The following is a 26,693-nucleotide window of genomic DNA, read 5'->3' as shown; positions in this document are numbered from 1 at the left end:
GATGCGCGGCGAATTTCTTGGCGTTCAAAGCGAAATTATCGCTGAGCTCTTCCAACCTTTGGGTGACGGAGATGAGTTGGATCAAGGTTTCTACATGGACCTTTTCAGGGACAGCATCCCATCGCCTGTAGAACCTCGTGACCCTGAGCCGTCAGACTTAGACGAGAACGGTGAAATCTATCTTCCCGGCGATATTGAAGCAGACGCGGCCTATAGGGCTGCATTCGAGCGCTTTCAGGACAGACTTGAGGCGTATGCGAATGCCTCAAGTGACGAGGGAAAGGCATGGATCTACTTCGCCGAGTTTTTTGCTGATCAGGACACAACTGAGGCCCAGATTGTAAGAGCCTTAGAGAACGCTTTTGATGTCTTTCAAGAGTATGGTGGCGACGAGCTTTCGAACGAATATTTCCTGACGGTCCAGCGTTTCCTCGAGAAGTACAGCCTGCGTTACGACTTGCGCCGTCCTTTCAGCCTTCACCCCACGCTTCCGGGCATCTTTAGCAAGTTGATCCGAGAGTTAAAGGCCGCGGCCATAGCCGACGAAGCTTTGGCAGGTCTGATGAATGATTTTGAGGACTCTGTGCGTGATCTTCGTGACAACAAGTCTGATCGTAGAATGCGGCAATGCATTGAGGCGCAGTTTAAGCTGATTGAAGCCTTTGCGCAGCGATACCCAGGTATTAATCCGGACTCTCTGGGACAGATGTGTCACCATCTACCTACCTGGCCTCACCAAACCGTTAGGGCGGCTATCGGCAACCTATACGGCTTTGCGTCAAACTATCCAGGCATACGCCACGCAGGAAATCCGGCCAGTAAAATCCGTGACATTGAGATGCGCGACCTTGTTTCGATGTCCATCGTTTTGGCCGGTTTCACACCTTATCTCACCGATCTTATCGACACGGATCGTATTTATTCTGATTAACCATATGCATTTGAGAATTTGATCATGAAAGCCACCGATGCCAACCTCCTGAACTTCATCAACAGCGCGCCGCAGTTCGTCATTCCGATCTATCAGCGGACCTATTCCTGGACCGAGCGTGAGTGTCGGCAGTTGTGGGAGGATATCCGGCGTGCGGGGCGCAGTGGTCATATCCCCGTGCATTTCCTTGGCTCGGTCGTTTACATCGAAGAAAGCCTGTCCAACACGTCCAGCCGCGCGCCGCTGCTTGTCATCGACGGCCAGCAGCGCCTGACCTCGGTCACGCTGCTCCTTTCTGCTCTGTCGCGCAAGGTGGCCGACGAGGAGCCGGTCGATGGCTTTTCGTTCAAGAAGATCCGCAACCGGTACCTGATGGACCCGGATGAAAGCGGCGAACGTGCTTTCAAGCTGTTATTGTCCAAGACGGACCGAACGACGCTGAACGCGGTGGTGTCGGGTGATGACCTGCCCGAGCCGCAATCGATGCGTGTTGCCGAGAACTTCAAGATGTTCTCACGTTGGCTCGACCAGGACGACACGGCTGTGTCCGAGGTTTGCTCTGGCCTTGCCAAGCTGATGATTGTGGACGTGGCGCTCAGCCGGGAACATGACAACCCTCAGCTGATTTTCGAAAGCATGAACTCGACGGGCAAGGAGCTGTCGCAGGCCGATCTGATCCGCAATTTCGTCTTGATGGGGTTGGAGCCGAAACTGCAAACACGGCTCTATGAGCAATACTGGCGGCGCATGGAAGAAGGTTTTGGTCAGGCAGCCTATGCCTCGCACTTTGATGGCTTCATGCGGAATTATCTGACGGTCGTGACAGGGTCGATCCCTAGGCTTGATGATGTCTACGATGCGTACAAGGCGTATTCCCAGGAACAAATTGGCGGTGGCCGTGAGGTGGAAGACCTTGTGCGGGAGGTCTGGGAATTCTCGCAGTACTACGGGGCGCTCGTACTGGGGCAAGAGAAAGATAAGGCCTTGGCGCTCGGCTTCAGGGATCTGCGAGAGCTGAAAGTTGATGTCGCCTACCCATTCCTTCTGGAGGTCTACAAAGACTATAAGACGGGCGCTTTGAGCGCTGACGATTTCCTTGAAGTGGTCCGCTTGGTCGAGGCCTATGTCTTCCGTCGTGCGATCTGTTCCGTGCCCACGAACTCCCTGAACAAGACCTTTGCGACATTTGGCCGAGAGCTGAAAAAAGATCGCTACCTGGAAAGCGTCAAGGCACACATGCTCAACATGAAGTCGTATCGCCGGTTTCCGCGTGATGAAGAGTTCGTCGCGCGCATTCAGGACCGCGACCTCTACAACTTCCGCAGCCGCACTTACTGGCTTCGGAAGTTCGAGAACTTCGGAAGAAAAGAGCGCGTCGAGGTCGACGATTACACGATTGAGCACATCCTGCCGCAGAACGAAAAGCTGTCAACGGAATGGCAAGCCGCCCTTGGATCGGACTGGGCTGCCGTGCAGGAGAAATGGCTTCACACGTTGGGGAACCTGACACTTACCGGGTATAATTCCGAATACAGCGACAAGAGTTTCGCTGAGAAGCGCGACATGGCTGGCGGCTTCAAGGAAAGCCCTTTGCGCGTCAACAACGGCTTGGGTTCGTTGGATGCGTGGAACGAAGCTGCGATCAAGTCGCGAGCCCAACGACTTGCGCAGCAGGCCGCTGAAGTTTGGGCCGCACCTTCTCTGAGCGCCGAAATCCTGGCGACCTATCGTACCCCGACTGAAATGGCCAACGGTTACACCATCGAAGATCATCCTCACCTTACATCGGGCAAGATGAGAGACCTCTTCGAGCAGTTCCGTCGCGAAGTGATGGCGTTGGACCCGAGTGTAAGTGAACAGTTCCTGAAGATTTACGTTGCTTACAAGGCCGAAACAAATTTCGCGGATGTCGTACCACAGGCCAAGGCGCTCAGGATTTCTATCAACATTGAACCTTATGAACTGCACGATCCGCGTGGGATGGCGGTCGATGTCACTGATGTAGGTCGATGGGGCAATGGGAATACCGAGGTCAAGCTAACGGACCACGAGGACCTGCCATATGTCTTGGGCCTGGTGCGGCAAGCACTGGACCGTCAACTCGGAGCGGATGAGCCAGCATGACCCAATTCGTTTTCTTGACTGCAGATTTCCCCGACCTTCTAGCCCACGCGAAAAAGGCTGAGAGTGCGGCACTATCCGACCCACGAGGCGCATGCTTCTGGGCGCGGTTGACCTTGGAAACAGCGATAAAATGGATTTATCGCAACGACCCGTCGATGCGCTCGCCCTACCAGGACACTCTAGCGGCATTGATTGCAGAGCCGTCGCTCGGCCAACTCACTGGCCCGGCTATCGTCACCAAAGCGCGATTTATCAAAGATCATGGCAACCGGGCGGCGCATGACAGCGGTAAGCCGATCAAGCCTCAGGACGCCGCCGCTGTTGTGCGTGAGCTGTTCCATGTCTGCTATTGGATGGCGCGGACCTATGCAAAGGATGCGAAGCCAGACTCTTCGTTGCAGTTCGATGCCTCAAAGTTGGAAAAAACCCTGACGATTAGTGCCAGCACAGTTGCACAAATCCAGGCATTGAAAGAGAAGCACGACGCCCATGCCAAAGCGCTAAAGGACGCTGAAGCCGCCGCGCTCGCATCTGAGGAGGGTCGAAAGAGGCTCGAGGCTGAACTCGCGCAAGTGCGGGCGGAAATCAAAGAAATTCGCCAGGCCAACACTGCGGTACAAGATGACCACGACTACAATGAGGCCGCGACGCGCGATGCTTTCATTGATCTGCTGCTGAACGAGGCTGGGTGGCCGCTCGACCAGGAGCGCGACCGTGAATTTCCGGTATCAGGTATGCCTAATGACAAAGGTGAAGGCCTTGTCGATTATGTGCTTTGGGGAAACGATGCCAAGCCACTCGCCTTGGTCGAAGCGAAACGAACCATGAAGGACAGCCGGATAGGGCAGCAGCAAGCCAAGCTTTACGCCGATTGTCTTGAAACGATGTATGGGCGCCGTCCGGTGATTTTCACGACGAACGGCTATGAACATTGGCTCTGGGACGACCAGATGTACCCCCCGCGTCGTGTATCGGGCTTCCTGAAAAGGGATGAACTCGTCCTGCTTCACCAACGTAGAGGCACCAGAAAATCGTTAGATGGGGTGTCCGTAGACCAGGGTATTGCTGGGCGCTTTTACCAACAGCGAGCCATTCGCCGGGTAGGCGAGGCTTTTGAACGAGACCGACAGCGGAAGGCCTTGCTTGTAATGGCGACTGGCAGTGGCAAGACGCGAACGGTCATCGCGCTTATCGACCAGCTCATGCGCGCCAATTGGGTGCGGCGTGTGCTCTTCCTCGCGGATCGCGTTGCTCTGGTGAAACAGGCACACAATGCCTTCAAGACACACTTGCCGACGGCGGCAAGTGCAAACCTGCTGAAGAATCATGACCCGGCCAGGAACGATCATTCTGGTGCTCGTATTTGTCTATCGACCTATCCCACGATGTTGGGGTTGATCGACGACGTCAAAGGCGGTGAAAAGCAGTTTGGCCCCGGCCACTTTGACTTGATCGTGATCGACGAAGCGCACCGTTCTGTCTATCGGAAGTACCGTGCCATCTTCGACTATTTTGATGGACTCTTGGTCGGCCTCACGGCGACGCCGCGCGAAGAGATTGACCGAGACACATACTCGCTCTTTGAGCTGGAACGCGGAATACCAACCGACAGTTATGACTTAGAGGATGCGGTGGCGGATGAATATCTCGTACCGCCTAGATCGATCTCGGTCCCTTTGAAGTTCCAACGTGACGGTATCGACTACGACAGCCTTTCTGACGAAGAAAAAGCCGAGTGGGACGCAATCGAGTGGGATGATGAGGGCGCGGTTCCTGATCGGGTGGAGGCGGCTGACTTGAACCGCTGGCTGTTCAACAAGGATACAGTGGACAAAGTCCTTGAGCATCTAATGACCAACGGCATCAAAGTCGCCGGAGGCGACAGGCTTGGAAAGACAATCATTTTCGCTAAAAACAGCGATCATGCGAAGTTCATTGTCGAGCGCTTCGATGCCAACTACCCACATTACATGGGTCAGTTTGCACGTCTCATCGACTACAGTGTCACCTATGCGCAATCGTTGATCGACGATTTCTCAGAAGCGGAGGAAGCCCCCCATATCGCGGTCTCTGTCGATATGTTGGACACAGGCATTGATGTGCCCGAGGTCGTGAATCTCGTTTTTTTCAAGATTGTTCGTTCTAAAACGAAGTTCTGGCAAATGGTTGGTAGAGGCACCCGAACTTGCGAGGATCTGTTCGGGCCAGGGCAAGACAAACAAGAGTTCATCATCTTTGACTTCTGCCAAAACTTAGAGTTCTTCAACGAGAACCCGAAAATCACAGATAGCCCTACTGCGCGACCAATTGGCGAACGGTTGTTTGTGTCGCGTGTCGAGTTGATTAGCGCTTTGGACGAAGCCGGGAACGAAAGCCCCTTGGCTGCCGACATTAAGGACCGTTTGCATCAGGAAGTTCTCGGCATGAACTTAGAGAACTTCATCGTACGTCAAGCGCGCCGACCGGTCGAACGATTTCAAAGCGCCGAAGCTTGGGACACTTTGGACCTCGATGCACGTCTAGCTTTGATTGAAGAAGTTGCCGGTCTTCCTACAGCTTTCGAAGACGGCCGACTCGCAGCAAAGCAGTTCGATCTATTGGTGCTAAATGCCCAACTACTTCTACTTCGCGGTGACGCGGCATTCGCCAATCTTCAAAGACGGATCGTGTCCTTTGCTTCCGCCTTGGAAAGCCTTTCGAATGTTCCGGCAGTGACCCAAGAGCTTGAGCTCGTATTGGCGATCCAAACTGATGAGTTTTGGCAGGATATCAATGTTGAAATCCTAGAAGACGTCCGGCGACGCTTCCGCAACTTGGCAGAGCTAATCCAGCCGAAGGAACGAAAAAACGTTATCACGGATTTTGAAGACAGCATCGGCACCTCAACCACTATCGACTTGCCCGAAGTGGGAAGCGGCGTGGATAAGGTGCGTTTCAAAACCAAGACACGGAAATTCATCGAAGCCCATTCTGACCACATCGCTCTCCAAAAAATTCGGCGCGGCGAACAACTTACGCCCGCCGATCTTCAGGAGCTAGAACGTATGCTGATTGATGAAGGCGTAGCCGACCATGACGTTCTGGATGGCCTGCAGAATGAAGGTGGTCTCGGAGTGTTTCTGCGGTCGCTTACGGGGCTTGATCGAGCCGCAGCGAAAGCCTTGTTCAGCGATTTCGCGGCAGCCAACCAACTTTCGGCGAACCAAACAGAATTCATCGATCTAATCATCAACAGCCTTTGCGAAAATGGCGTTTTGGACCCCAAGACCTTCTATGAGAGTCCGTTCACTGACCTGGATGACATGGGGATTATGGGTGTTTTCAGTGAAACTCAATCGGCCGAGATAATCAGACTGGTCAGAGAAACCAATCAAACCGCTGCAGCCTAAATTCGCGCGGTCGATGCTTTGCCTGATCTATTGCAATCAACGGCCGCTTCAGCGATGCGGCATCCGATCAAATTGATAAGGTCGGCTTTGGGCCGGTCACGTATTCGAGACTGGCTAGCTTCTGCTACTTTGCAAAGGTCACTATCTGCGCAGAGCTGCCGTCCGCACATGGCACGACACCGGTTAATGTGGAATTATGCTCGTCAACGATACGCATCATCTCGCGGGCCTAGAAGTGCTAGGAGCGGGACCCGCGCAGGTCTCAAAGGGCTCGCCTTTGTCCTCCGTGCCTGCAGAGAAAATGCTGCGGGACGTGGAGGTTCCCAGGTCTTCGGATTTGCTTTCGTCGACGGTGTGCAGATCGTCAAGCCGCTCAATGAACATGAGGAAGGTCAGCTGTTCGATCACACGGAGAGCGGGTTGGAGGCCCCGCCAGACCAGAATGCGTTCCTGATCTGATCGATATGACTTTTGATAGTGCCTGTAATCTTTGGGAGTCCGCTACAAATTCGGCGCATCTATAAGTCTTGCGTACGCTGGCGAAATACGCATACCGTCAGGGCGAAGTGGGAGAGGCTGTTGCGCCCTCCCTTTCGCGGGACAGAATTAGATCCGGTTTTGCGCCCTGCAGTACATTCTCAATTCAGCGTTAGCTGACATCGAACCCGAGGTAAAATCCCGATGCGGGGTACACCTAGGGGTACACGGAAAAACCACATACCTTTTCCGTCTTTATTACAAATGCTTAAGCCCCCAATGAGGGGCCGCCCCCGGCACCATTTACGTCAAGGAAAATGCACCCAAGTATCTGAAGTTGTTGTTTTTGCTCGATTTCAGATTCGTTCAGCCGACAGTTTGCCCCACTTTTTGCCCTACAAACTGCCCCACAGAATCGCCCTGTTGATGTGCTACCCAACGTGCCCTCGGCCGTTGTTAGAATTTCCGCGGTTCCATCAGGTTCACGGGCTGGTGTCGTGAACTGATTTCATCAGGTCTGCCGGGACCTTGTTCCCGATAGCCCCGTGCGGGCGTTCTTCATTGTAGTCTCTACGCCAAGCCTCCAACTTTTCGGCTGCATCTTCAAGGCTCATGAACCAGTGCGCGTTCAGGCACTCCGCCCGGAACCGGCCATTGAACGCCTCGATGAAGGCGTTGTCGGTAGGTTTGCCCGGACGGGAGAAGTCCAATGTCACGTCGTTGGCATAGGCCCAAAGGTCCATATCCTTGGAGATGAACTCGCTGCCCTGGTCAACACGGATGGTGGCTGGGTAGCCGGTGCGCTTGCATACTTGCTCAAGCGTCGCGACCACGTCCTCCCCGCGATATGTGAACCGAGCATCAAGCACCGGGACATAGCGTGAGAAGGTGTCGACGACCGTCAGAACCCGAAGTTTCCAGCCTGTAGCCAGCTGATCATGAACAAAGTCCATAGCCCAGACGTCATTGGGGCTGACAGCCTCCTTGCGGTCATCCCGCAGCTTGGCCTTCACCCGGCGCTTAGGTGTCTTGCTCCGAAGTTGCATACCCAACTCCTTGTAAATGCGATAGGTCTTCTTGGCGTTGATCTCCCAGCCCTCCCGGCGCAGCAGCACATGCACGCGCCTGTAGCCGAAGCGCACGCGCGTCTGGCAAATCTCTCGTATCCGCTGTTCCAAAGCGGCCTGCCCAGGCCGGCGGGATTTGTAGCGATAGGTTCTCGGATCGAACCGGATCACCTCGCAGGCCCGGCGGATCGACACCTGCCAATCCGCCCGCATCCCGTCGACCAGCGACCTTTTCCGGGCAGGCCTCAAAGCTTTCGCTTAATGACGTCCTGCAGCATTTCCTTGTCGAGCGCGAGATCCGCGACGATCTTCTTCAGACGCGCGTTCTCCTGCTCGAGTTCCCTGAGCCGTTTCATCTCGGATGGCATCAGGCCAGCATATTTTTTCTTCCAGTTGAAAAATGTCGCCGTGCTGATCCCGGCCTTGCGGCAGACCTCGGCCACCGAGGTGCCGTCCTCCGCCTGCTTGATGATGAACGCCTTCTGCGCGTCCGTGAACTTCGATGCCTTCATGCGTTTCCGCTCCTCTCCCAGCCAGGGTTTCTCTGCGGAAAACTCTAATCAAAAACGGGGGCGTTTTCGGGGATCACATCAGGCCTCAGTGCATCCACTATTCGCCATCGGGCCTCTCATCTGGCAGCATTCGTAAAATGGCTAACCAAGCAGGAGGGATATCGGCGGCTTGGCGTCACCTTGCCCGACTACTTCGACCTACCAAGGCAGAAGATGGCTAGGGCCTTGGCGCGACCAGACAAGCTCTACCCGTCCGTAGAAGAGGCTCAGGCGATGGTGCAATCCATGCCAAGCCTCACGCTTGCCCAACGCCGGGACCGCGCAATCGTCGCCTGCGCGTTTCTTACTGGTCTGCGAGCGGCAGCTCTTTCCAGCATGCGTCTCAAACACATTGATTGCGAGGCAGAGACAGCGGTGCAAGATGCTCGCGAAATGCGGGCGAAGAATGGAAAAAGCTTCACCGTCCGATGGTTTCCGGTGCCTAGCGAGATCAGTCTCGTCGTGGTGGAATGGAAACGGGAACTGGAAAGCAATGGCTTTGGCGGAGAGGATGCTCTGTTTCCTGACAGTAAGTATCTCTCGACGCCCAAAACCAGCCCGGCACCTCTTCCGATCCTAGAAACGTCAGGGGCGGTCAATAAGGCCTTTCGCATCGCAAGCACAGGCGTTGGGCAGTCCTACTCGCCCCATTCAGCGCGCCATTGCCTCAAAGCGCTGGGCGATCAGATCTGCACCCGCTCTGAAGAGCGTAAGGCCTGGTCACTGAACCTCGGGCACGAGAGCATGGTCATCACGGAAGCTCACTACGGCAAGATGACTGAGGCCACTCGAATGCAGGTCTTGGCCGCCATCAAGCAGAAGGATGAGACCTCGGACGATGAAAAGGATCTGATGCTCCGTTACTTACTCCACGCATTAACCCCTGGCTCACCCGAGTACCGCGCAGCTCGGCAGCTGGTCAGGCAGCGAGAAGCCGCGCTCGATGATGGCGTGCTAGAGTGACGAACTCTCCGCAGGAAAAATGTCCCCAAACCATTGGAAGGGGCAACGCAGGCCACATGGCCCGATGCCCCATTCCATTCACCAAGGCGCTGGGGTGTCGCCCCCCCAAGCGAACGGCTCATAAAAGAGCGATGGGTCCTTCAATGGGACACCGACATCGGTACAGTATCGCCAGCCAAAGCAAAAATAAACTTACGAAAAGTAGAGTGCGCGCCAAGCGCAGCCAACACAACAGCTTCCCGGTTTTCTGAGTGAAGAGCACCAGTTAGTTCTGCTTTTCTGACCAAAGGATTTGCCTCTGAGTGGGCGGCTTACGCCGAAGCGCCCACCCCGTGCTGTCGTCGCGGGCGTCCCCAAAGCAGACCAACGCTGCCGCTCCCTCCACCGAAAATAAAGACGGCAGGCAGCCCAACCACGACACTCATGTAAAGCGCAGCGAAGGGATCGCTGCGCGCGAAAGGCTTCCCGAAAGCGGGCCTTCAAATCTGATCAATAGGGCCAGGCGATGCTGCACCCTGAACTGATGTCAGCGAAGCGCAGATAGCGACCTTTGCAAACTCGACAGATCTTGCAGCTTTGCGGACGCTCCATGCCGCGGTCGCATGAAGAAGAGCAGACCTTCGCCGCATATGCAGCCGCCGACCACCTTCGAACGGTGAGGATGCCGGACAGAGCAGAAGTTGCCGATGAAAGCGGTGATGTCTGCCTTTCCGGTTGAAGCGCGCCCCTGACTGGACTGACCTCAACGCGGTATATTCTCCGGTGTCAGCACCTGGACCGTGGAGATCGGCGCCCCCACAAGACCACTGGACAGCCCATGATAGGATAGAAAGGCGTTGAACGTGTTCCGTACGTCCAGCTGCAAATCGTGATGCAGGATGAAGTCGATGCGCCGGTCCTGGATCAGCTCCCTGTTTTCCCGATCAAGATCATGGGCCACGTACACATCGGGGCTCAGACCTTTGTGCTCCAGCGTGCGTAGGATCGATAGGTTGCCACCCCCCATCGAATAGACCGCGCGCAGATGGTGAATGCCAACCATGGACTTCGTTAAGAGCTTTGACGTTTCAAAGTCCACTCCACTACCGCCCTGGACAGCAAATACCTGTAGACCTGGACGCTCGCGTGCCAAGGTTTCGACAAATGCGAACTCGCGCTCTTCTTCTCCTAGAAAGCGTTCATGGCTGCGCGTGGCCAAGACCATTCCCTGCACATCCCCAAGCGCTCGGGAGATAAGGTAGGCTGCAGTGCGTCCTGCACCGGCGTTGTCTAACCCGACGTAGGCAAGACGATCAGTACCCCCGATGTCGGTGACCAGCGTGACCACGGGGATTTTTGCGGCGGTCAGCGTCTTCGCTGCTTCCCTAATCCGCGCCGTGTCCCGCGCCTTTAGACACACGCCCTGACTACCTCGCTTCATGATCCGTTTCAGTGCCCCGACGACCTCATCCTCTTCCATGATCTCCTGCAGCAGAAATCGAGGGCGGCAAACAGCGGTTCCGATCTGAGGGAGTACTGCTTCTGCGGCCGCCTTCACTTCAAGGCTGAAGCGTGATGGCGCTTCAACGACGAAGTCAAAGAACAATCGCCTTCCATGAGCAGCAAGCTGGGCCTCTTGGGCCTTCAACTCTTTTATTGCAGCGGTAACACGCAGCTTTGTCTGCGGGCTCACATGCGCCCGGTCATTCAGGACCCGATCGACAGTGGCGGTGCCAAGACCCGCCTGCCGCGCGATCTCCTTGATTGGAAAACGGTGTGTCATTTGATGTGTTTTTGATGCGTTTCTCGCCCCAAAGCAATCCCCGCATCCGTATCCTGTGCGGGACAAGGGAGGATCCGTCATGAAGGATACCGTCGATAACACCATCGCCTACTACGACCCCGATAACTGTGATCTGGGAGAGTTCAAGGCACTCATAGGTCAAGCGACAAGGAGCGAGCAGGTGCCGCTTGCGGCCGCCATCGAAAAGAACATTCCGATCTACGACATGGCAAAGCTGCGTCCGGCTCTCGAAGATGACAGGACCCGTAGAGGGATCATGGCGGAATGGGCACAGGTCCTGCGCTCCGGTGCGGGGGTCGTGGCCCTAAAGGGAGCCTATGCCGATACGGCAGTTCTGGATGAGGCAACCCGCATTTACGAAGGAATTATTGCGGAAGAGAAGCAGGGAACTGGGGGCGCAGGCGATCACTTCGCAGCGTCGGGAGCGAACGATCGGATATGGAACTCGCTTCAGAAGCTCTGCGAAGCCTCGCCCGACGCGTTTCTGAATTATTTCGCAAACACTTCTATTGCGGCAGTTTGCGAAGCTTGGCTGGGGCCGAATTATCAGATGACCGCGCAGGTAAACCTCGTGCACCCCGGCGGCGCAGCTCAGCAGGCGCATCGCGACTATCATCTGGGATTTCAAACCTCCGATGTCAGCGCGTCCTATCCTGCGCACGTCCACGACGTCTCGCCAATTCTGACGCTTCAGGGCGCTGTCGCCCATTCCGACATGCCGTTAGAAAGCGGCCCGACCAAACTGCTGCCCTTTTCGCAAGCATATCGTCCGGGCTATGCAGCATGGCGCCGGGATGACTTTCGGGCCCTTTTCGAAGAACACCATGTGCAGTTGCCGCTAGCCAAGGGAGATGCCGTGTTTTTCTCCCCCGCTTTGTTTCACGCGGCCGGAGCCAACACGAGCCACGACATTCACCGCTTCGCCAACCTTTTGCAGGTGTCATCGGCCTTCGGTCGCGCAATGGAGACAGTCGATCGGGACAGAATGTGTAGACTGATTTTCCCGTATGCGTTTCAGGCCAAGCAAACAAACAAGCTCAGCGTTGCCGAATTGTCTGCGGCAATAGCTGCGACCGCCGAAGGGTACTCGTTTCCGACAAATCTCGATCGCGATCCGCCGACAAACGGTCTAGCACCGGAAACCCAAGCCGCCTTCTTTCGGCGGGCATTGGTTGAAGGGATCGAGGAGCATGCCTTCGCCGAGCGGCTCGATCAAATGAGTAGTGCAAGAATGGCATAAGCCTATGCGGCTTGGCAGCGAACCTCCTAAGCCGTCGTTCGCTGCTCGCACGGCCAATGTTCGCTTTGGGCTCTTCGCGGAGCTTCACCTCACCCGGAACGAACGGCGGCATCGCCAGATAGGGTCATGGAATGCGCGAGGGGGGGCTCCCGCCCCTTTGGCCCTGCATCACAGATGCCGGGCAAAGCCTTGGGGCCCGGCGCCGCCCCTCGCGGGGCGGCGGGGCGCTTGCGGCTGCTCTAGCGCGGCCTTTGACAATCGCGGGGTGGAGTTGGGTCGGGATCGCTGGCACCACAAAAGGCGCAGTGCCAGCCATTGCCACCCGGCGCGCGCCGCCAGCGGCAATCGCGTGTCAGCGTTGTGGTTTTGCGCCGCCAGAACAGATAGCCCAACACGCCGAGCAAAAGAAGGAGCAGAAGAACCGGCATGCAGGAGACCTATCGGTTGGCGCAGGCCGGTTCAAGGGACCGCCTCAAGTGCTGGCGCCCTCAGGCAGCTTCGTAATAGGCCAGCACGCCATCCACGGCGTCGATATCGCGGCTCACCACAGGGGCTTCGGGGGTGTAATAGGCCCAGCTTTCCTCAAGCACAGCCAGCGCGACCGCAGCGGGGCTGAGGGCAGCTTCGGCCTGATCAAGAGCAGTCGGGGTCATAGGGGCGGGGATCACGGTTGTCATTGCGGTGTCTTTCGTCATGTCAGTATCAGCGCCTCCCTGGGGGCCAATTTAGGTACGATGCTGCACTGCCGCATCAGACAGTTTTGCAAAGGGGTTATGCGCCCCTTGCAAGCAAAGCGCGCCGGATCCGTTGCGCCCCCGGCGTACGCCCTGTTGAACCGGAATTTAGGAAGATCTGTCAGGATCGATGCGTCGCGACACCAAGACCCTCAGGAGACTGGCCCGCCAGAGACCACCCCCTCATTGGGTGCAGGCTGGGTCCGATCCGAGCTCACTTTCGGACGTGGGGCTTTCCACCCCAGCCAACTCCCCGCCCCAATGGGCGGCCGCCTGTTTTTGATAATGAACCAAGAAGTCCCGTTTGGCCGACAGGCCGAACAGCCCCCGACCCTCCCCACGGGAGGGGGCTTCACCCCCACCCAGGATCGGGGGCCGTTCTCGGTTTGCAATTCGTATCAGAACGCAAACAAAAACCCCGCAGCCGCCATGGGCTACGGGGCAAATCTCGTGACCTATCGGCCTCGATCAGACAGTCGTGATCAAGCCGTCCCGGTCAAACGGTGCGTTCGACCATCAGTTTCTTGATATGCGCGATCGCCTTGGCGGGGTTCAGGCCTTTGGGGCAGGTCTTGGCGCAGTTCATGATGGTGTGGCAGCGGTAGAGCTTGAACGGGTCTTCAAGATTGTCGAGACGCTCACCGGTTGCCTCGTCGCGGCTGTCGATGATCCAGCGATAGGCATGCAGCAGCGCGGCAGGGCCGAGGTAACGGTCGCCGTTCCACCAGTAGCTCGGGCAGGAGGTGGAGCAGGACGCGCACATCACGCACTCATAAAGCCCGTCAAGCTTCTTGCGGTCCTCGATGGACTGCTTCCACTCTTTGGCGGGACGGTTGGTCTTGGTCTCAAGCCACGGCATGATCGAGGCATGCTGGGCATAGAAATGCGTGAGATCGGGAATAAGGTCCTTCACCACCGGCATATGCGGCAGCGGATAGATCTTCACGTCGCCCTTGATCTCGTCGAGACCATAGATACAGGCCAGCGTGTTGATCCCGTCGATGTTCATCGCACAGGAGCCACAGATGCCCTCGCGGCAGGAGCGGCGGAAGGTCAGCGTCGGGTCGATCTCGTTCTTGATCTTGATGAGCGCGTCCAGAACCATCGGACCGCATTTGTCCATATCGAGGAAATACGTGTCCACGCTGGGGTTTTTGCCATCGTCCGGGTTCCAGCGGTAGATCTGGAACTTGCGCACATTGGTTGCGCCTTCAGGCTTGGGCCACGTCTTGCCAGTGGTGATCCTGGAGTTTTTCGGAAGTGCGAATTCGACCATGATCGTGTCTCCTTGCTTAGCTGCCCACATGGGCTGCCAGCGGCAGCACATGCGGGGAGAGGGCTGGGCCCGGACAGATCCGGGCGTCATTTCGGGCGCAATCGCTGCGCGTGTTCATCGGGCGGGAGGTCACAGGTCTGCCTCCACGTCCAGAGCGGGAAGATCCGGCAGGCGCGCCATCAGCGCGGCATCTGCGGGGAAAAGCGCATCAACGCGATCCATGAAGGCGCGGTCCAATGCGGCGACCTGCAACAGGGCCTGATACTCGGGGTCCCGGGCCATCTCGCGCCAGCGCGCGGACGGCTGCAGCTCTGCGGGGTCCGTGGCGCTGTCTTGAAAGCTCGACCCGCCGCCGTAGGGCTGGACATCGCCCAGGCTGTTGTCGCGCAGGCTCAGACCCAGATCCGAGAGCAGCCGCGCGCGATAAAGCTCATCCTGCGCCCAGGCGTCATAGCAGATCGCAACCCGACCGTCCTGCGGCGCTTCGAGAACCTCGACAAGCAGGTCGCCATAGGTCGCCACAGCGCGCGCAGCGACCGCCATCCGGTCCGCCGCGCGGTAACTCTCGTTGCGCTGCAGCTTTTTCAGAAGCGAGGCGCTCCAGTTCAGAAAGCTGCGATAGATCAACAACTCAGCACTGAAATTAGCGCTTTTGTAGGGGCCGGACAGATTGTCCTTGGTCACAAAACGCTGATGGATCGTGTCCTCATAAGACACCAATAGCAGCGCCCCCTCGCCCGCCTCAGCCGCCGCCTCGACGGGATCGCCTGCAAAACGCGCGCCGCCGACCTCGATGCCATTGTGGCTCAGGAGCGGGTCGCGCGTCGGGCGACAGTTGTTCAGAAACACCGCACGCTCGGCGTTGCGCTGCAGCCAGTTGGCAATCGCGTGATTGCCAGAGCGCCGCATGCCGATCATGCGCAGGGCGCGCGCAGGCCGGATGCCGAGCGCCTCCCAGGCGTTTGGTGAGGTGGCGAAAGCAGCGACAGAGGTCATGCCATCCCCCCCATCGCCAGCCCCAAAGGGGGCGGCTGCACCATATGCGCGGGCTCCGGGATCGCTGTCTTCGGCGCGATCGCATCGCACCACGCCCGCGCGTCCGTTTCATAGCCCAGGCGCACCAGCGCCGCGCCAAAGCGTGCGCAATAATCTTCGGCGATCTCGGCCGAGAATACCTGCCGCCAGCCGCGTTTCGCGCCCGGTGCCACATGGGCGTTCAGCCTGCGATCCGTGGTGCCGTCAGAGTTTTTATCACTGAAGCCACCAAAAAGCGCATGCTTGAAGAAGATCTTCTGCGCAACCTCGACCTCTGGCGCGTCAAAACCAAAGAACTCCAGCGCTGCCGCGAAGGTCTCGCAGCCAGTATCGGCCATCAGCGTCTCAAAGGTGACGTCAAAGGCACGCGGGTGGCCATAGGGCCAATCGAGCATCTCGGTCAGGGTACGCTGATGCATCTCCCCCATCTCGAACCGCAACTTGTCGTCGCGGCTGGGCAAGCTGCGCAGATGCTGCTGGTAGGTCAGACCGCCAAGATCCGCACGCGCTTTGTGCAAGAACCGCTCCGAGCGCCCCGGTGCGTCCTCGTGATAGCGCGCGCCCGAAATCAGGACATCGCGCGGATCACGGATTACATGCAGGAACCGCGCCTCCGGGGTGTCGAACAAATCAGGCGCAAAGCGCGCACCCCAGTTTGCAACAATCACGCGCCCCTTGGTGGGGATACGTGTCCAGTTCTGCGGATTGTGAACCGGAACAAAGGGAATAGAGAGCGCCTCCCCGATCTCGCGCCAGACACGCCGCATCCAGACGGTACCCGTCTTGTGATGCGTGCCGACGCAGAGAATTCTGGGAGGCGCAGAGGTCATTTAGAAGGTCCGAGCCTTGGGCGCGATCTTCTTGAGGCTGATGCCACCGGCGTCCTCATTGGTCAGCGGATCAACAATCACCGGACGATAGCTGAGGGAGGTCTTGTTGCCCTCAACCCGTGCCACGGTGTGCACACGCCAGTTTTCATCGTCACGCTCGGCGTAATCCTCATGCGCATGGGCACCACGGCTTTCCTTGCGCGCCTCAGCGCCAACGATGGTCGCCAGCGCGTTGGGCATCAGGTTGGTAAGCTCGAGCGTCTCCATCAAGTCGGAGTTCCACACCAACGAGGTATCGGTGACATGGAGATCGTCGAGCTTGGCCGCGATCACCTCCATCTTCTCGACGCCTTCCTTGAGGGTCTTGTCGGTGCGGAACACCGCCGCATCCGCCTGCATGGTGCGCTGCATCTCAAGGCGCAGTTCCGCGGTCGGCGTGCCACCCTTGGCGTTGCGCAGCCCGTCAAAGCGATCAAAGGCCTTGTCGATGGACGCCTGGTTCAGCACCGGGTTGGGGGCCTCTGGGTCCACGACCTTGCCGGCGCGGATCGCCGATGCACGGCCAAAGACCACAAGGTCGATGAGAGAGTTGGAGCCCAGACGGTTGGCACCATGCACAGAGGCACAGCCCGCCTCACCCACGGCCATAAGACCCGGAACAACACCGGTCGGGTTGTCCTCAGTGGGGTTCAGCACCTCACCCCAATAGTTCGTGGGGATACCGCCCATGTTGTAGTGCACGGTCGGCAGAACCGGGATCGGCTCTTTGGTGACGTCGACACCTGCAAAGATTTTTGCAGACTCGGAAATCCCCGGCAGACGCTCCGCCAGCGCTTCGGCCGGCAAGTGGCTGAGGTTCAGGTGGATATGGTCGCCATGCTCACCCACACCACGACCTTCGCGGATCTCCATGGTCATGGAGCGCGAGACATAGTCGCGCGGTGCGAGGTCTTTATAGTTGGGCGCATACCGCTCCATAAAGCGCTCACCCTCGGAGTTCGTCAGGTAGCCGCCTTCGCCGCGCGCGCCCTCGGTGATCAGACAGCCGGAGCCGTAGATGCCGGTCGGGTGGAACTGCACAAACTCCATATCCTGAAGCGGCAGACCCGCGCGCGCTACCATACCGCCACCGTCGCCGGTGCAGGTATGGGCCGAGGTCGCAGAGAAATAGGCACGGCCATAACCGCCGGTCGCCAGCACCACCATCTTGGCGTTGAAGACATGCATGGTGCCATCATCGAGCTTCCAGCACACCACACCCTGACATTGCCCGTCCTCGGACATGATCAGGTCGATGGCGAAATACTCGATATAGAATTCCGCGTTGTTCTTGAGGCTCTGCCCATAGAGCGTGTGCAGGATCGCGTGGCCGGTCCGGTCGGCGGCGGCACAGGTGCGCTGCACCGGCGGGCCTTCACCAAACTCGGTGGTGTGACCCCCGAAGGGACGCTGATAGATCTTGCCTTCTTCCGTCCGCGAGAACGGCACGCCGTAGTGCTCAAGTTCGTAGACCGCTTTGGGCGCCTCACGGGCGAGATATTCCATCGCATCCGTGTCACCCAGCCAATCCGAGCCTTTGACGGTGTCATACATGTGCCACTGCCAGCTGTCGGGCCCCATGTTGCCAAGCGAGGCGGCGATGCCCCCCTGTGCGGCCACGGTGTGCGAGCGGGTCGGGAAGACCTTGGTTACGCAGGCTGTGCGCAGACCCTGCTCGGCCATGCCAAGCGTCGCCCGCAGACCGGCGCCGCCGGCGCCCACAACCACCACGTCATATTCATGGGTTTCATATTCATATGCTGCTGTCATCGTCTTTGTTCCTTACCGCGCGGGTCACAGGGCGAGCTTGACGAGGGCAAAAAGCCCCGCGGCAATCATCGTGTAGGACAGGGCTGCAACTGCGATCAGCGTCAGCTTTTCCGCCAGCCCATGCATGTAGTCCTCCACCGCGACCTGCGCCTCGCGCATCAGATGGATGATGCCAACCACCAGCGTGAGACCAGTGATGATCGCGGGCACCGGACGGCCATAGTAAGCCAGCACCTCTTCGTAGGTGCCACCGAGACCAAGCCCAAAGGTGATCACAAAGGCCGGCACCAGAACCACAAGGAGGATCGAGCTCACCATCATCTGCCAGTGATGATGGGTGCCTGCCCCCCCGGCCCCAAGGCCTTCTGCGCGTTTGCGGTCAGTTAGATAGTTCATGATTATGTGCTCCCTCAGACCACGAGCGCCGCAAGGACGGTCAGTACGGTTGCGCCAATAAACATGCCCACGCCCAGCTTCTCAGAGGTTTCGACCTCAAGGCAGTAGCCGAAGTCCCAGACCACGTGACGCAGGCGTCCGAGCATGTGATAAAAGATCGCCCAGGCCGCGAGGAGCATCACGATGTCTCCCAGCCAGCTGCGCAACAGCCCGTCGATGAACGCAAAGGCGCTCTCGGAGGTGGCAGCGGCCAAGAGCCACCACACCACAAGCAGCGCCACCGCAAGCGCCGCGATTCCGGTGATGCGCACCATGATCGACGACATAGAGGTGAGCTGCGGGCGATAAATGGTCAAATGCGGCGAAAGCGGGCGTTTGCCCCGATTGACATCGGCCATGTTGGCTCCTTTCCGGTTAGCTGTCGACGTTTTAGCCTATTTTTGCGCCCTGTCACGCAAACGAGTGGTAAAAATCCGCTGTTATCGCTGCCGTTCGGGGCAATTTCTACACGTTGTGATCACAAGCCAGATTGCTGTGATCACAAAGTCAAATCCCAAGTATAACAGTCAGAATTAATCACTGAGTCGCCAGAGGCTACCCCGCGATCCTTACACATCCGCTTAACGCCAGAGCGTCTCCAGCGCCTGCCAATGCGTCATAGGTGTCATATGCTCAAGATCGAATGAAAAATAATGCCCACCCCCGGTCTGATCCCAGCGGCGCGAGATCGCTTCTCCGGCCAGCGCACAATACAAAAGTGTGCCCACAGCGCCATGACCACAAAAGATCACATCCCGCCCGCGTTGTGCCGCTAATACAGCCTGCACCTCGCGGATGATCCGCGCCTGCGTGTCCACCGCCCGCTCCCATCCCCGCACCGAGACCTCAGGGTAGGCAAAAAACGCATCCGCCACGGCCTCAAACTCCGCCCCCGGCAGATACCCCGTGGCCGAGCGGTCATTTTCATGCATGTCAGGACGCACCTCAACGGCAGAGCCCGCTGCGGCAGCAAGCGGCCATGCCGTCTCCAACGCCTTACGCTCCGCACTTGTCACCACATGCCAGCCATTCCATGCGCCGCGCTTGGCCAGATCCGCCACCCGCGCCGCACCATGGGCGCTCAACCCCCAATCAGGAACCGCCACCGCCGGATCAATACCCACCTCGGGATGCGTCAGATACAGAACCTGCGCCACAGAGGCCCCTCCTCTTCTAACCCAAAATATCCCGGGGGTGAGGGCCGCTTCGTCAGAAGCGGCGCGAGGGGGCAGCGCCCCCTTCCCGGTCTGCATCACAGCGGCATCAATGCCCAGTAATCCAGATCCAGCAGCACCTCTGGCACATATTTCCCATCCGCGCCTTTCAAGGCAAAGGGTGCACCGCCAGAGGTGGCCACGAGACGCAAGCGGATCGCGCCCACACCGGGCGCTGCGGTCTGCGCCTTATCCAGAACCTCGGACCACGCCCGGATCGTTGTACCAGAGACACAAGGGTTGGCATGGGCACCGCCATTCAGCCCCACGATCATCTGCGCATTCGCCAACCCGTTGAACGACAAGGCCCGCGCCATCGAGATCACATGACCGCCGTAAATCAACCGGCTGCCATCCGGGCGCGCGGTGCTGTCGAAATGGACCTTGGCCGTGTTCTGCCACAGGCGGGTGGCAAGCATATGCTCGGCCTCTTCCACCGTGACGCCATCCACATGGTCGATCTGCTCGCCAATGGCGTAGTCCCCCCAGCGATGCGGCTCTCCGGCCAGTGCAAAATCATAGGACGTGAAATCAAGCCCCGCAGGCAGCGCCAGATCTTCCGCGGCCAAAGCCGGTTTCAGCTCCGGCACGCAGGTCTCCGGTGCATCGGCGTCCAGGTTGCCCTTTCGGACCATCACCCAACGCACGTATTCGAGCACGCAGTCATCGCGCTGGTTGAGCCCGCGCGTGCGGACCCAGACCACGCCTGTCTTGCCGTTGGAGTTCTGCTTGAGCCCGATCACCTCGCTCTCGGCGCGCAAGGTGTCGCCCGGATAGACCGGCAAAAGCCAGCGCCCCTCGGCATACCCAAGGTTCGCCACCGCATTGAGCGAGATATCCGGCACCGTCTTGCCAAAGACGATATGGAACGCCGCCAGATCCTCCAGCGGCGCGCCGTTGTCATGGGTCAGACCAACCGAACGGGCAAATTCATCCGAGGAATAGAGCGCATGTCGCGCCGGATAGAGCGCATGATACAATGCCCGCTCACCGCCCGACACGGTGCGCGGCACCGCATGGCGGATCACCTCGCCCAGTTTGTAATCCTCAAAGAAACGCCCGTGGTTGGTCTTGCTCATGTCAGTGCGCTCCCAATTTGGTGTCGGGCGTGTAGGTGCCGTCCACCTCTTTGACCACCGACTGACCGCAGCGCATGATGCCCTTTACGGGATCAAAGGTCTGGGTCGGACTGCCATAGAGCTCCCAGCCCTTGTTGAGCGCATCCGTCACCTTGTGACAAAACGCAGATGTGTCATCTTCGCTCAGAAAACGATAGAGTTTCATAGAGTTACCCCGGGAATGGTGAGGGCCCGACGAGCCCGTGAATATAGCCGATCACGCCCAGAAGCACGATCGAAGCGACAAAGAACATGGCGTCCTTGGCAAGGCTGCCTTTAGGATTAGGCTGCCAGTTCGGTTCGGATTTGTTGATGGTGATCACCTCGACCACGGCCCAGGCCAGAAGCCCCCCAAAGAGGATCACCGAAGCCAGATCGCCGTTGACCAGAAGATGCGCGACCGCCCAGATTTTGAACCCGGTCAGCATCGGATGGCGCATCTTGTGAAACAGCGCCCCCTTGTTGGGACCGGGACTGGTGAAATAGAGCGCGAACAGCATCAGCGTGTTGTTGACATGCACGAGGAAAGGTGCGGGCGCCCAGACATGGATGTACTCGGTGCCGCGATACCCGAGGACCATCAGGACCACGCTTACCAGCAGAACAAGAGCCACGAGCCCCCTGCCCTTGTCGCCAAGGCTTGCGCGCTGCGCGGGTGCCACGCGTTTGAACAGGTGGGCGCCCCACCACAGGATGATGCCAAGTATAAGAAGTGCCATGTCTTTCTCCAACGTCAGACGGGTGCCAAGGGGCCGGGTGCCGTCACGCCGCCCCCACCACAGCCCTAGCCGGAGATCGCTGCAATTGCATCTGCTTTTGCGAGAATCTCGCGCGCGGTGACCACATGGAGGTTCTCGACAATCTTGCCATCGACCACGGCCACCCCCTGCCCGCTGGCCTCGGCCTCCTCAAAGGCGGCGATCTGGCGTCGCGCAAGGTCCATCTCGGCGGCAGAAGGTGCAAAGGCCTCATTGGTCACATCAACCTGCGCGGGATGGATGAGCGTCTTGCCGTCAAAGCCCATGTCGCGCCCCTGCGCGCATTCCGCCGCCAGCCCTTCCACATCCTTAAAGGCATTAAAGACTCCATCGACGATGATCTTGCCCTCCGCCTTGGCGGCCAGAACGCACAACCCAAGCCCGCTCATCAGCGGCAACCGGTCGGCGCGAAAGCGGGTCTGCATGTCCTTGGCAAGATCATTGGTGCCCATCACCATGCCCTGAAGCCTAGGATGCGCGGCGATTTCTGCGGCGTTGAGCATGCCACGCGGGGTCTCCATCATCGCCCAGAGCGGCACGTCGCCGGTGATCTCTGCCAGCGCATCAAGATCCGCGGGCGAAGACACCTTCGGCAGAAGGATCGCGTCACATCCCATGCGAGCCGCCGCCTCGGCGTCCGCATGCCCCCATGCAGTGTCGAGCCCGTTGATGCGCACGATCTTCATCCGGGCGCCATAGCCCCCCGCCGCCAGCGCGTCCGCCAATGTTGTGCGGGCGTTTTCCTTTTCCTCTACCGAGACCGCGTCTTCGAGGTCAAAGATGATCGCGTCCACCGGCAGAGTGCGGGCCTTGTCCAGCGCACGCGGCTTGGAGCCGGGGATATAAAGGACGGAACGATAAGGGCGCGCACGCGGATCCATAGGGCTCTCCCAGAGATGTCAAAGTCATAATATTACCGAAATGGCTACATTTGCAGCAGGTTGATTTCAAGGGAAATCCTTCTGCAACGCAGAAACTTCCTGCGGCGACTACAGGGAGAATTTGCTATGCTATTGATAAATATACCGTTCTCAAAGTTAACCAGTTCTTTGGACCTCTATGCCATTCTGACTCGTACCGGCGCTCTCCTCTGGCGGCTGTTTTCCGCTCTGGCGCCACGCGGACCTTGGGTCTGCAGTCATGATTACGTCACCAGAAAACCGGTCCATTCCAGGTCGCCGGGGTGCCTTTTGGGCCCCTGTCACGGCCCTTGTGGGGGATCGTTCCGAAAGGGGTAAAACCTATGAAGAAGACGCTTTTTACATTCGCCGCTGGTCTCGCGCTTGTGCTGTCCAGTCAAATGTCCGCCGCTCAGAGCCAGAACTGCGCCCCCCGCGAAATGGTGGTGAAGCGCCTTGCTGAAAAATACGGTGAAAGCCGTCAAAGCATCGGCATGGGCCAGCAGGGCATGGTTATGGAAACCTTCGCCTCGGCAGAAACCGGATCCTGGACCATCACCGTCACCACTCCCAATGGCATGACCTGCCTGGTGGCATCGGGACAATCCTATGAGGTTCTGGCCGAAGCGCTTCCGGCAATGGACACCGACGCCTGAGCCTTCCCTGCGCTGAAGATCCCTCTAGCGGGCGGTCACGATCGGTGAACATGGTGAACCGGCTGGCGCATCCCTGATGCGCCGCCTGTGACCAACACCGAAACATGCACCCGGTATAACAAGAGCCCGTATAAACGCAGGGCTTAAGGGTCTGTGCGACCTGAATCTATGGCGCCACTGAACGGTCGATCTCGTCATGTGATCACAAACCGCGCCTTGGCGCGTTGAACACATCCATTGCCTGAGCAGCCGCCGGGAAACCGGTCCTACACGGTCGCTACCGCGACGCGCGTGCCGGGATGGCAGGCGGCAGGACCGGGGCCGCAGCATAAAACTTACCTTGAAGCGCCCTTGAGCAAATCTCGAGCGATGAACCTCGCTGCACGAGGCGCGCACCGCAAGAGGCGCGATGCCCGCCCCCTTGACGCACCCCCTCGATTGATGCCTACCCCGTCGCTCCTCGATGACGACGGCGCCACACGACCCGCGATTGGGTCTGCGACCTCTTGCTCGGCGATCACTGTCGAACCCAAATTGAGAGGCCCGTGATTCGGCGCGCGAAGGGGGAAAGATCAAAAATCAGCTCCAAAATACGCCCACTCCTCGGCACAGAGCAGTTCAGATCCAAGACAGTGAGTTCCTTTTGACGAGGGGCCGCACATATTCGTGAAGCGTCTCCATACACGACCCAATGTTCCCGAGATTGCAGAATTTTTACCGCTCGCTTCACAAAACCGACATGTAAACCCTTTGATCCGACCCCGATGCGGGGCCATCTCGCGCGATGCCGCAGCGCAGAACACTTGCGAAGCGGAGGCGAACGCCGTAGGCATCTGGGCAGAAATCAACCGGACCGGAGAGATAATCCCATGGCACGACCCAAAATCGCCCTCATCGGCGCAGGTCAGATCGGTGGCACCCTCGCACATCTTGTAGCCCTCAAAGAACTCGGCGACGTCGTTTTGTTCGACATCGCAGAAGGCACCCCCGAAGGCAAAGCGCTGGACATCGCAGAATCCGGTCCTTCCGAAGGCTTTGACGCAAGCCTCAAAGGCACCCAGGATTATGCCGACATCGCGGGCGCGGACGTCTGCATCGTGACCGCGGGCGTTCCGCGCAAGCCGGGCATGTCCCGCGACGACCTCCTGGGCATCAACCTCAAGGTGATGAAATCCGTCGGCGAAGGCATCCGCGACAACGCGCCGGACGCCTTTGTGATCTGCATCACCAACCCGCTCGACGCGATGGTTTGGGCGCTGCGCGAATTCTCCGGCCTGCCGCACGAAAAAGTCTGCGGCATGGCGGGTGTTCTGGACAGCGCGCGCTTCCGTCACTTCCTCGCGGAGGAATTCAACGTCTCCATGAAAGACGTCACCGCGTTTGTGCTCGGTGGCCATGGCGACACCATGGTGCCGTCGGTGCGTTACTCCACCGTAGCAGGCATTCCGCTCCCCGACCTGATCGAGATGGGCTGGACCACCCAGGACAAGATGGACGCGATCGTTCAGCGCACCCGTGACGGTGGCGCCGAAATCGTGGGTCTCCTGAAAACCGGCTCCGCCTATTACGCGCCTGCGACCTCTGCAATCGAGATGGCAGAAGCCTATCTCAAGGACCAGAAGCGCGTCCTGCCCTGCGCGGCCTATGTGGACGGCGCTCTGGGTCTCAACGGCATGTATGTCGGCGTTCCGACCGTGATCGGTGCCGGAGGCATCGAGCGTGTGGTCGACATCAAGCTGAACGCTGAAGAGCAGGCGATGTTCGACACCTCCGTCAACGCGGTCAAAGGCCTCGTAGACGCGTGCAAAGGCATCGACAGCTCGCTGGCATAAGCCAAAGCATCTCGAAACTGAAGAAAACAGTAAGCCCGGCTTTTGAGCCGGGCTTATGCCCTTAGAACGCTCCGTTTTCAGGCCATTCTACAAGCCCCCGTTCAATGGCAGCGCTTTCATCGCCCCCCGAATTTTAATTTCTAAAGACATGATTTATTTGAAAAATCTCTTGCGCCCGCGGCAGACCAAGAACCGCGAGGGAGAGGGTTTTGTTTTTGCCACCACTGGCCTTCAATATACCAACCTCGCCCGCCGGGCTGCGCGCAGCCTCAAGCTGGCGATGCCAAAAGCGCAGATCGATCTATGTACCGACCAAAAGATCGAGGATCCGATCTTTGACAAAATACATCCGGTCACCCATCGCGGGCCCCGCCCCAAAATGGAAGCGCTTCTTTCGTCGCGTTTTGAAAAAACGATCTACCTCGACGCAGACGTGGTCGTTGTCGAGGACATCTCGGATGTGTTTGATCTCCTTGACACTCATCCAATCGCCGCAGCGCTCGGCGTGTCCCGTTCCAGGACCGAGATGACGTCATACCGCAAAGATATCCCACACGCGTTTCCAGTTTTGAATTCAGGCGTTTTTGCCATCCGCAGAACCCCGCAGACACTCGCTTTTTGGGAAGACTGGGATAGAAACTATGCGCGGTCAAAGATCGGAAAGGATCAACCGGTTTTGCGCGCTACTCTTTATGAGCATCAACTGATGCCTCTCGTGCTCCCCCCTGAGTACAACCTGTTAAAACAGTCTCTCCTGGACAAATGGGGGCGCATAAATGGTGGCATTCGGTGTCTGCATGTGCGCGCATTGCATGACGTCGCGCATCCAAACACGGATGAGCCGATTGGCTTGCAGGAGGTGGTGCGACCGAGGCATCTGCAGACCATGATAAAAGCGCGTGAGGCGGATCGCTCCCTGAAGGGGTCGAGCAGAATTTACGATCTGCCTCCTGCGCGCCAGAGAGTGAAGCCCAACAAGACGGCGCGGATCAAGCTGTAGCCTGCGATTCCAGAGTTTGCGAAAAAGCGCGAGCCATGTACTTGGCCCGCGCTGCACAGAACTCGTTCAGAGCAGAGATGTCGTGACCGCGATCACGCCGTATTTTCTGAATAAATTGCGGGCGATTATCCACAATCTTCATCTCGTATCCTTCTCCTTTGCGCGCTGACGTCCGCCAGGACGGGCCATAAAGAAAGGCGCAAACCTCTTCTGCCTTGGCGGGAACGCGCAGGAGGATACCGTGCATTTCAGCATCTTGGAGGGGAAAATCAGGGATTTCGGGACGTGAATCGTTGTTTCTGGATCGCGCCAAAGACCGGTGAAGTTCCACCGTTGGATCAGGCGCATCTTGGGCTTGTCGTTGTAAAGATAGAAGTCGACAAACGTGGGCAAGCCATCTTGCACACGAGACGCTTGCAAGACGAGTGGCTTTCGCCAGAACTTCCGCTTCTTTGGCTTGGACCTGATCTCTGGGCGTGCGGTAGTCCAGGCACAGACGGCCCTGCCCAGCCGAGAACCGCCCCTGATTGCGGGAGGGAAATGAAATTTTTCCGACAGGTCAAAACTATAGC

Annotated in this window: 23 protein-coding genes; 8 read left to right on the top strand and 15 right to left on the bottom strand. The window is 58.2% G+C overall.

Translation table 11 applies throughout. The features are described 5' to 3' along the window. Window position 1 precedes the first annotated feature (1 nt). The 3 genes from TM1040_RS03135 to TM1040_RS03125 are packed head-to-tail and all read left to right on the top strand — an operon-like array spanning window position 2 to window position 6,444. The gene (locus TM1040_RS03135; protein WP_011537151.1) at window positions 2-931 is read left to right on the top strand and encodes a hypothetical protein; all 930 of its coding nucleotides are present in this window, start codon (window positions 2-4) and stop codon (window positions 929-931) included. Window positions 932-955: 24 nt separating this feature from the next. Next, window positions 956-3,055, top strand: a complete 2,100-nt coding sequence (locus TM1040_RS03130; protein ID WP_011537150.1) for a DUF262 and DUF1524 domain-containing protein — start codon at window positions 956-958, stop codon at window positions 3,053-3,055. After that, a complete protein-coding gene (locus tag TM1040_RS03125; RefSeq protein WP_011537149.1) occupies window positions 3,052-6,444 on the top strand; it encodes a DEAD/DEAH box helicase family protein in 3,393 nt (1,130 codons plus the stop codon). The genes TM1040_RS03130 and TM1040_RS03125 overlap by 4 nt, the downstream gene beginning before the upstream one ends. Before the next feature lie 959 nt (window positions 6,445-7,403). Here TM1040_RS03125 and TM1040_RS03120 read toward each other — a convergent pair. After that, window positions 7,404-8,500 (bottom strand): IS3-like element ISSisp1 family transposase gene (locus TM1040_RS03120; protein ID WP_085978750.1). Its coding sequence is split into 2 segments (ribosomal slippage): window positions 7,404-8,239 and window positions 8,239-8,500, totalling 1,098 coding nucleotides; the frame shifts between segments, so codons are not numbered across the junction. A gap of 225 nt (window positions 8,501-8,725) precedes the next feature. Here TM1040_RS03120 and TM1040_RS03110 point away from each other — a divergent pair. After that, complete coding sequence (locus TM1040_RS03110) at window positions 8,726-9,502, top strand: site-specific integrase (RefSeq protein ID WP_254658806.1); 777 nt, start codon at window positions 8,726-8,728, stop codon at window positions 9,500-9,502. A gap of 742 nt (window positions 9,503-10,244) precedes the next feature. Here the strand turns inward: TM1040_RS03110 and TM1040_RS03105 are convergent. Further along, window positions 10,245-11,264, bottom strand: a complete 1,020-nt coding sequence (locus TM1040_RS03105; RefSeq protein WP_011537147.1) for a LacI family DNA-binding transcriptional regulator — start codon at window positions 11,262-11,264, stop codon at window positions 10,245-10,247. 79 nt (window positions 11,265-11,343) lie between these two features. On the opposite strand from TM1040_RS03105, the gene TM1040_RS03100 reads away from it, so the two are divergent. Beyond that, window positions 11,344-12,525 (top strand): phytanoyl-CoA dioxygenase family protein, encoded by a 1,182-nt coding sequence (locus TM1040_RS03100; RefSeq protein ID WP_011537146.1) that lies wholly within the window; start codon window positions 11,344-11,346, stop codon window positions 12,523-12,525. 488 nt (window positions 12,526-13,013) lie between these two features. Here TM1040_RS03100 and TM1040_RS03090 read toward each other — a convergent pair whose 3' ends face one another. The 12 genes from TM1040_RS03090 to TM1040_RS03035 all read right to left on the bottom strand — a co-directional run bounded on the left by TM1040_RS03090 (window position 13,014) and on the right by TM1040_RS03035 (window position 22,615). Then, the gene (locus tag TM1040_RS03090) at window positions 13,014-13,220 is read right to left on the bottom strand and encodes a hypothetical protein (protein WP_044026476.1); all 207 of its coding nucleotides are present in this window, start codon (window positions 13,218-13,220) and stop codon (window positions 13,014-13,016) included. A gap of 535 nt (window positions 13,221-13,755) precedes the next feature. Beyond that, entirely contained in the window at window positions 13,756-14,535 is a 780-nt protein-coding gene (locus tag TM1040_RS03085; RefSeq protein ID WP_011537145.1) for a succinate dehydrogenase iron-sulfur subunit, read from the bottom strand. Window positions 14,536-14,664: 129 nt separating this feature from the next. Continuing rightward, window positions 14,665-15,531: a hypothetical protein gene (locus TM1040_RS03080; RefSeq protein WP_011537144.1), complete on the bottom strand. Its 867-nt coding sequence runs from the start codon at window positions 15,529-15,531 to the stop codon at window positions 14,665-14,667. Beyond that, on the bottom strand, window positions 15,528-16,400 hold the full coding sequence (locus tag TM1040_RS03075; RefSeq protein WP_166485501.1) for a sulfotransferase: 873 nt from the start codon (window positions 16,398-16,400) through the stop codon (window positions 15,528-15,530). The genes TM1040_RS03080 and TM1040_RS03075 overlap by 4 nt, the downstream gene beginning before the upstream one ends. Continuing rightward, a complete protein-coding gene (gene sdhA, locus TM1040_RS03070) occupies window positions 16,401-18,209 on the bottom strand; it encodes a succinate dehydrogenase flavoprotein subunit (protein ID WP_011537142.1) in 1,809 nt (602 codons plus the stop codon). A gap of 24 nt (window positions 18,210-18,233) precedes the next feature. Continuing rightward, window positions 18,234-18,605, bottom strand: coding sequence for a succinate dehydrogenase, hydrophobic membrane anchor protein (locus TM1040_RS03065; RefSeq protein ID WP_011537141.1), 372 nt, complete (start codon window positions 18,603-18,605; stop codon window positions 18,234-18,236). Window positions 18,606-18,619: 14 nt separating this feature from the next. Next, window positions 18,620-19,003, bottom strand: a complete 384-nt coding sequence (sdhC, locus tag TM1040_RS03060) for a succinate dehydrogenase, cytochrome b556 subunit (RefSeq protein WP_011537140.1) — start codon at window positions 19,001-19,003, stop codon at window positions 18,620-18,622. A 222-nt stretch (window positions 19,004-19,225) separates the two neighbouring features. Continuing rightward, window positions 19,226-19,801, bottom strand: a complete 576-nt coding sequence (locus tag TM1040_RS03055) for a histidine phosphatase family protein (RefSeq protein ID WP_011537139.1) — start codon at window positions 19,799-19,801, stop codon at window positions 19,226-19,228. Between the two features lie 95 nt (window positions 19,802-19,896). Continuing rightward, the gene (locus TM1040_RS03050) at window positions 19,897-20,937 is read right to left on the bottom strand and encodes a MaoC family dehydratase (RefSeq protein ID WP_011537138.1); all 1,041 of its coding nucleotides are present in this window, start codon (window positions 20,935-20,937) and stop codon (window positions 19,897-19,899) included. Between the two features lies 1 nt (window position 20,938). Then, a complete protein-coding gene (locus TM1040_RS03045) occupies window positions 20,939-21,142 on the bottom strand; it encodes a DUF1737 domain-containing protein (protein WP_011537137.1) in 204 nt (67 codons plus the stop codon). 4 nt (window positions 21,143-21,146) lie between these two features. Further along, window positions 21,147-21,695 carry an NnrU family protein gene (locus tag TM1040_RS03040; RefSeq protein WP_011537136.1) on the bottom strand — a complete coding sequence of 183 codons (549 nt, stop codon included), beginning with the start codon at window positions 21,693-21,695 and terminating at the stop codon, window positions 21,147-21,149. 65 nt (window positions 21,696-21,760) lie between these two features. Beyond that, the gene (locus TM1040_RS03035; protein WP_011537135.1) at window positions 21,761-22,615 is read right to left on the bottom strand and encodes an HpcH/HpaI aldolase/citrate lyase family protein; all 855 of its coding nucleotides are present in this window, start codon (window positions 22,613-22,615) and stop codon (window positions 21,761-21,763) included. 362 nt (window positions 22,616-22,977) lie between these two features. On the opposite strand from TM1040_RS03035, the gene TM1040_RS03030 reads away from it, so the two are divergent. The 3 genes from TM1040_RS03030 to TM1040_RS03020 all read left to right on the top strand — a co-directional run bounded on the left by TM1040_RS03030 (window position 22,978) and on the right by TM1040_RS03020 (window position 26,121). Beyond that, entirely contained in the window at window positions 22,978-23,289 is a 312-nt protein-coding gene (locus TM1040_RS03030; protein ID WP_011537134.1) for a hypothetical protein, read from the top strand. An 869-nt stretch (window positions 23,290-24,158) separates the two neighbouring features. After that, on the top strand, window positions 24,159-25,121 hold the full coding sequence (mdh, locus tag TM1040_RS03025) for a malate dehydrogenase (RefSeq protein WP_011537132.1): 963 nt from the start codon (window positions 24,159-24,161) through the stop codon (window positions 25,119-25,121). A 55-nt stretch (window positions 25,122-25,176) separates the two neighbouring features. Beyond that, window positions 25,177-26,121: a putative nucleotide-diphospho-sugar transferase gene (locus TM1040_RS03020; protein WP_166485500.1), complete on the top strand. Its 945-nt coding sequence runs from the start codon at window positions 25,177-25,179 to the stop codon at window positions 26,119-26,121. On the opposite strand, the gene TM1040_RS20185 is transcribed toward TM1040_RS03020, so the two are convergent. After that, a complete protein-coding gene (locus tag TM1040_RS20185) occupies window positions 26,111-26,368 on the bottom strand; it encodes a hypothetical protein (protein ID WP_166485499.1) in 258 nt (85 codons plus the stop codon). The genes TM1040_RS03020 and TM1040_RS20185 overlap by 11 nt on opposite strands. Window positions 26,369-26,693 lie beyond the last annotated feature (325 nt).

The sequence above is a fragment of the Ruegeria sp. TM1040 genome, assembly GCF_000014065.1.
Lineage (GTDB): Bacteria > Pseudomonadota > Alphaproteobacteria > Rhodobacterales > Rhodobacteraceae > Epibacterium.
This window is presented reverse-complemented; position numbering and strand designations above follow the sequence as displayed.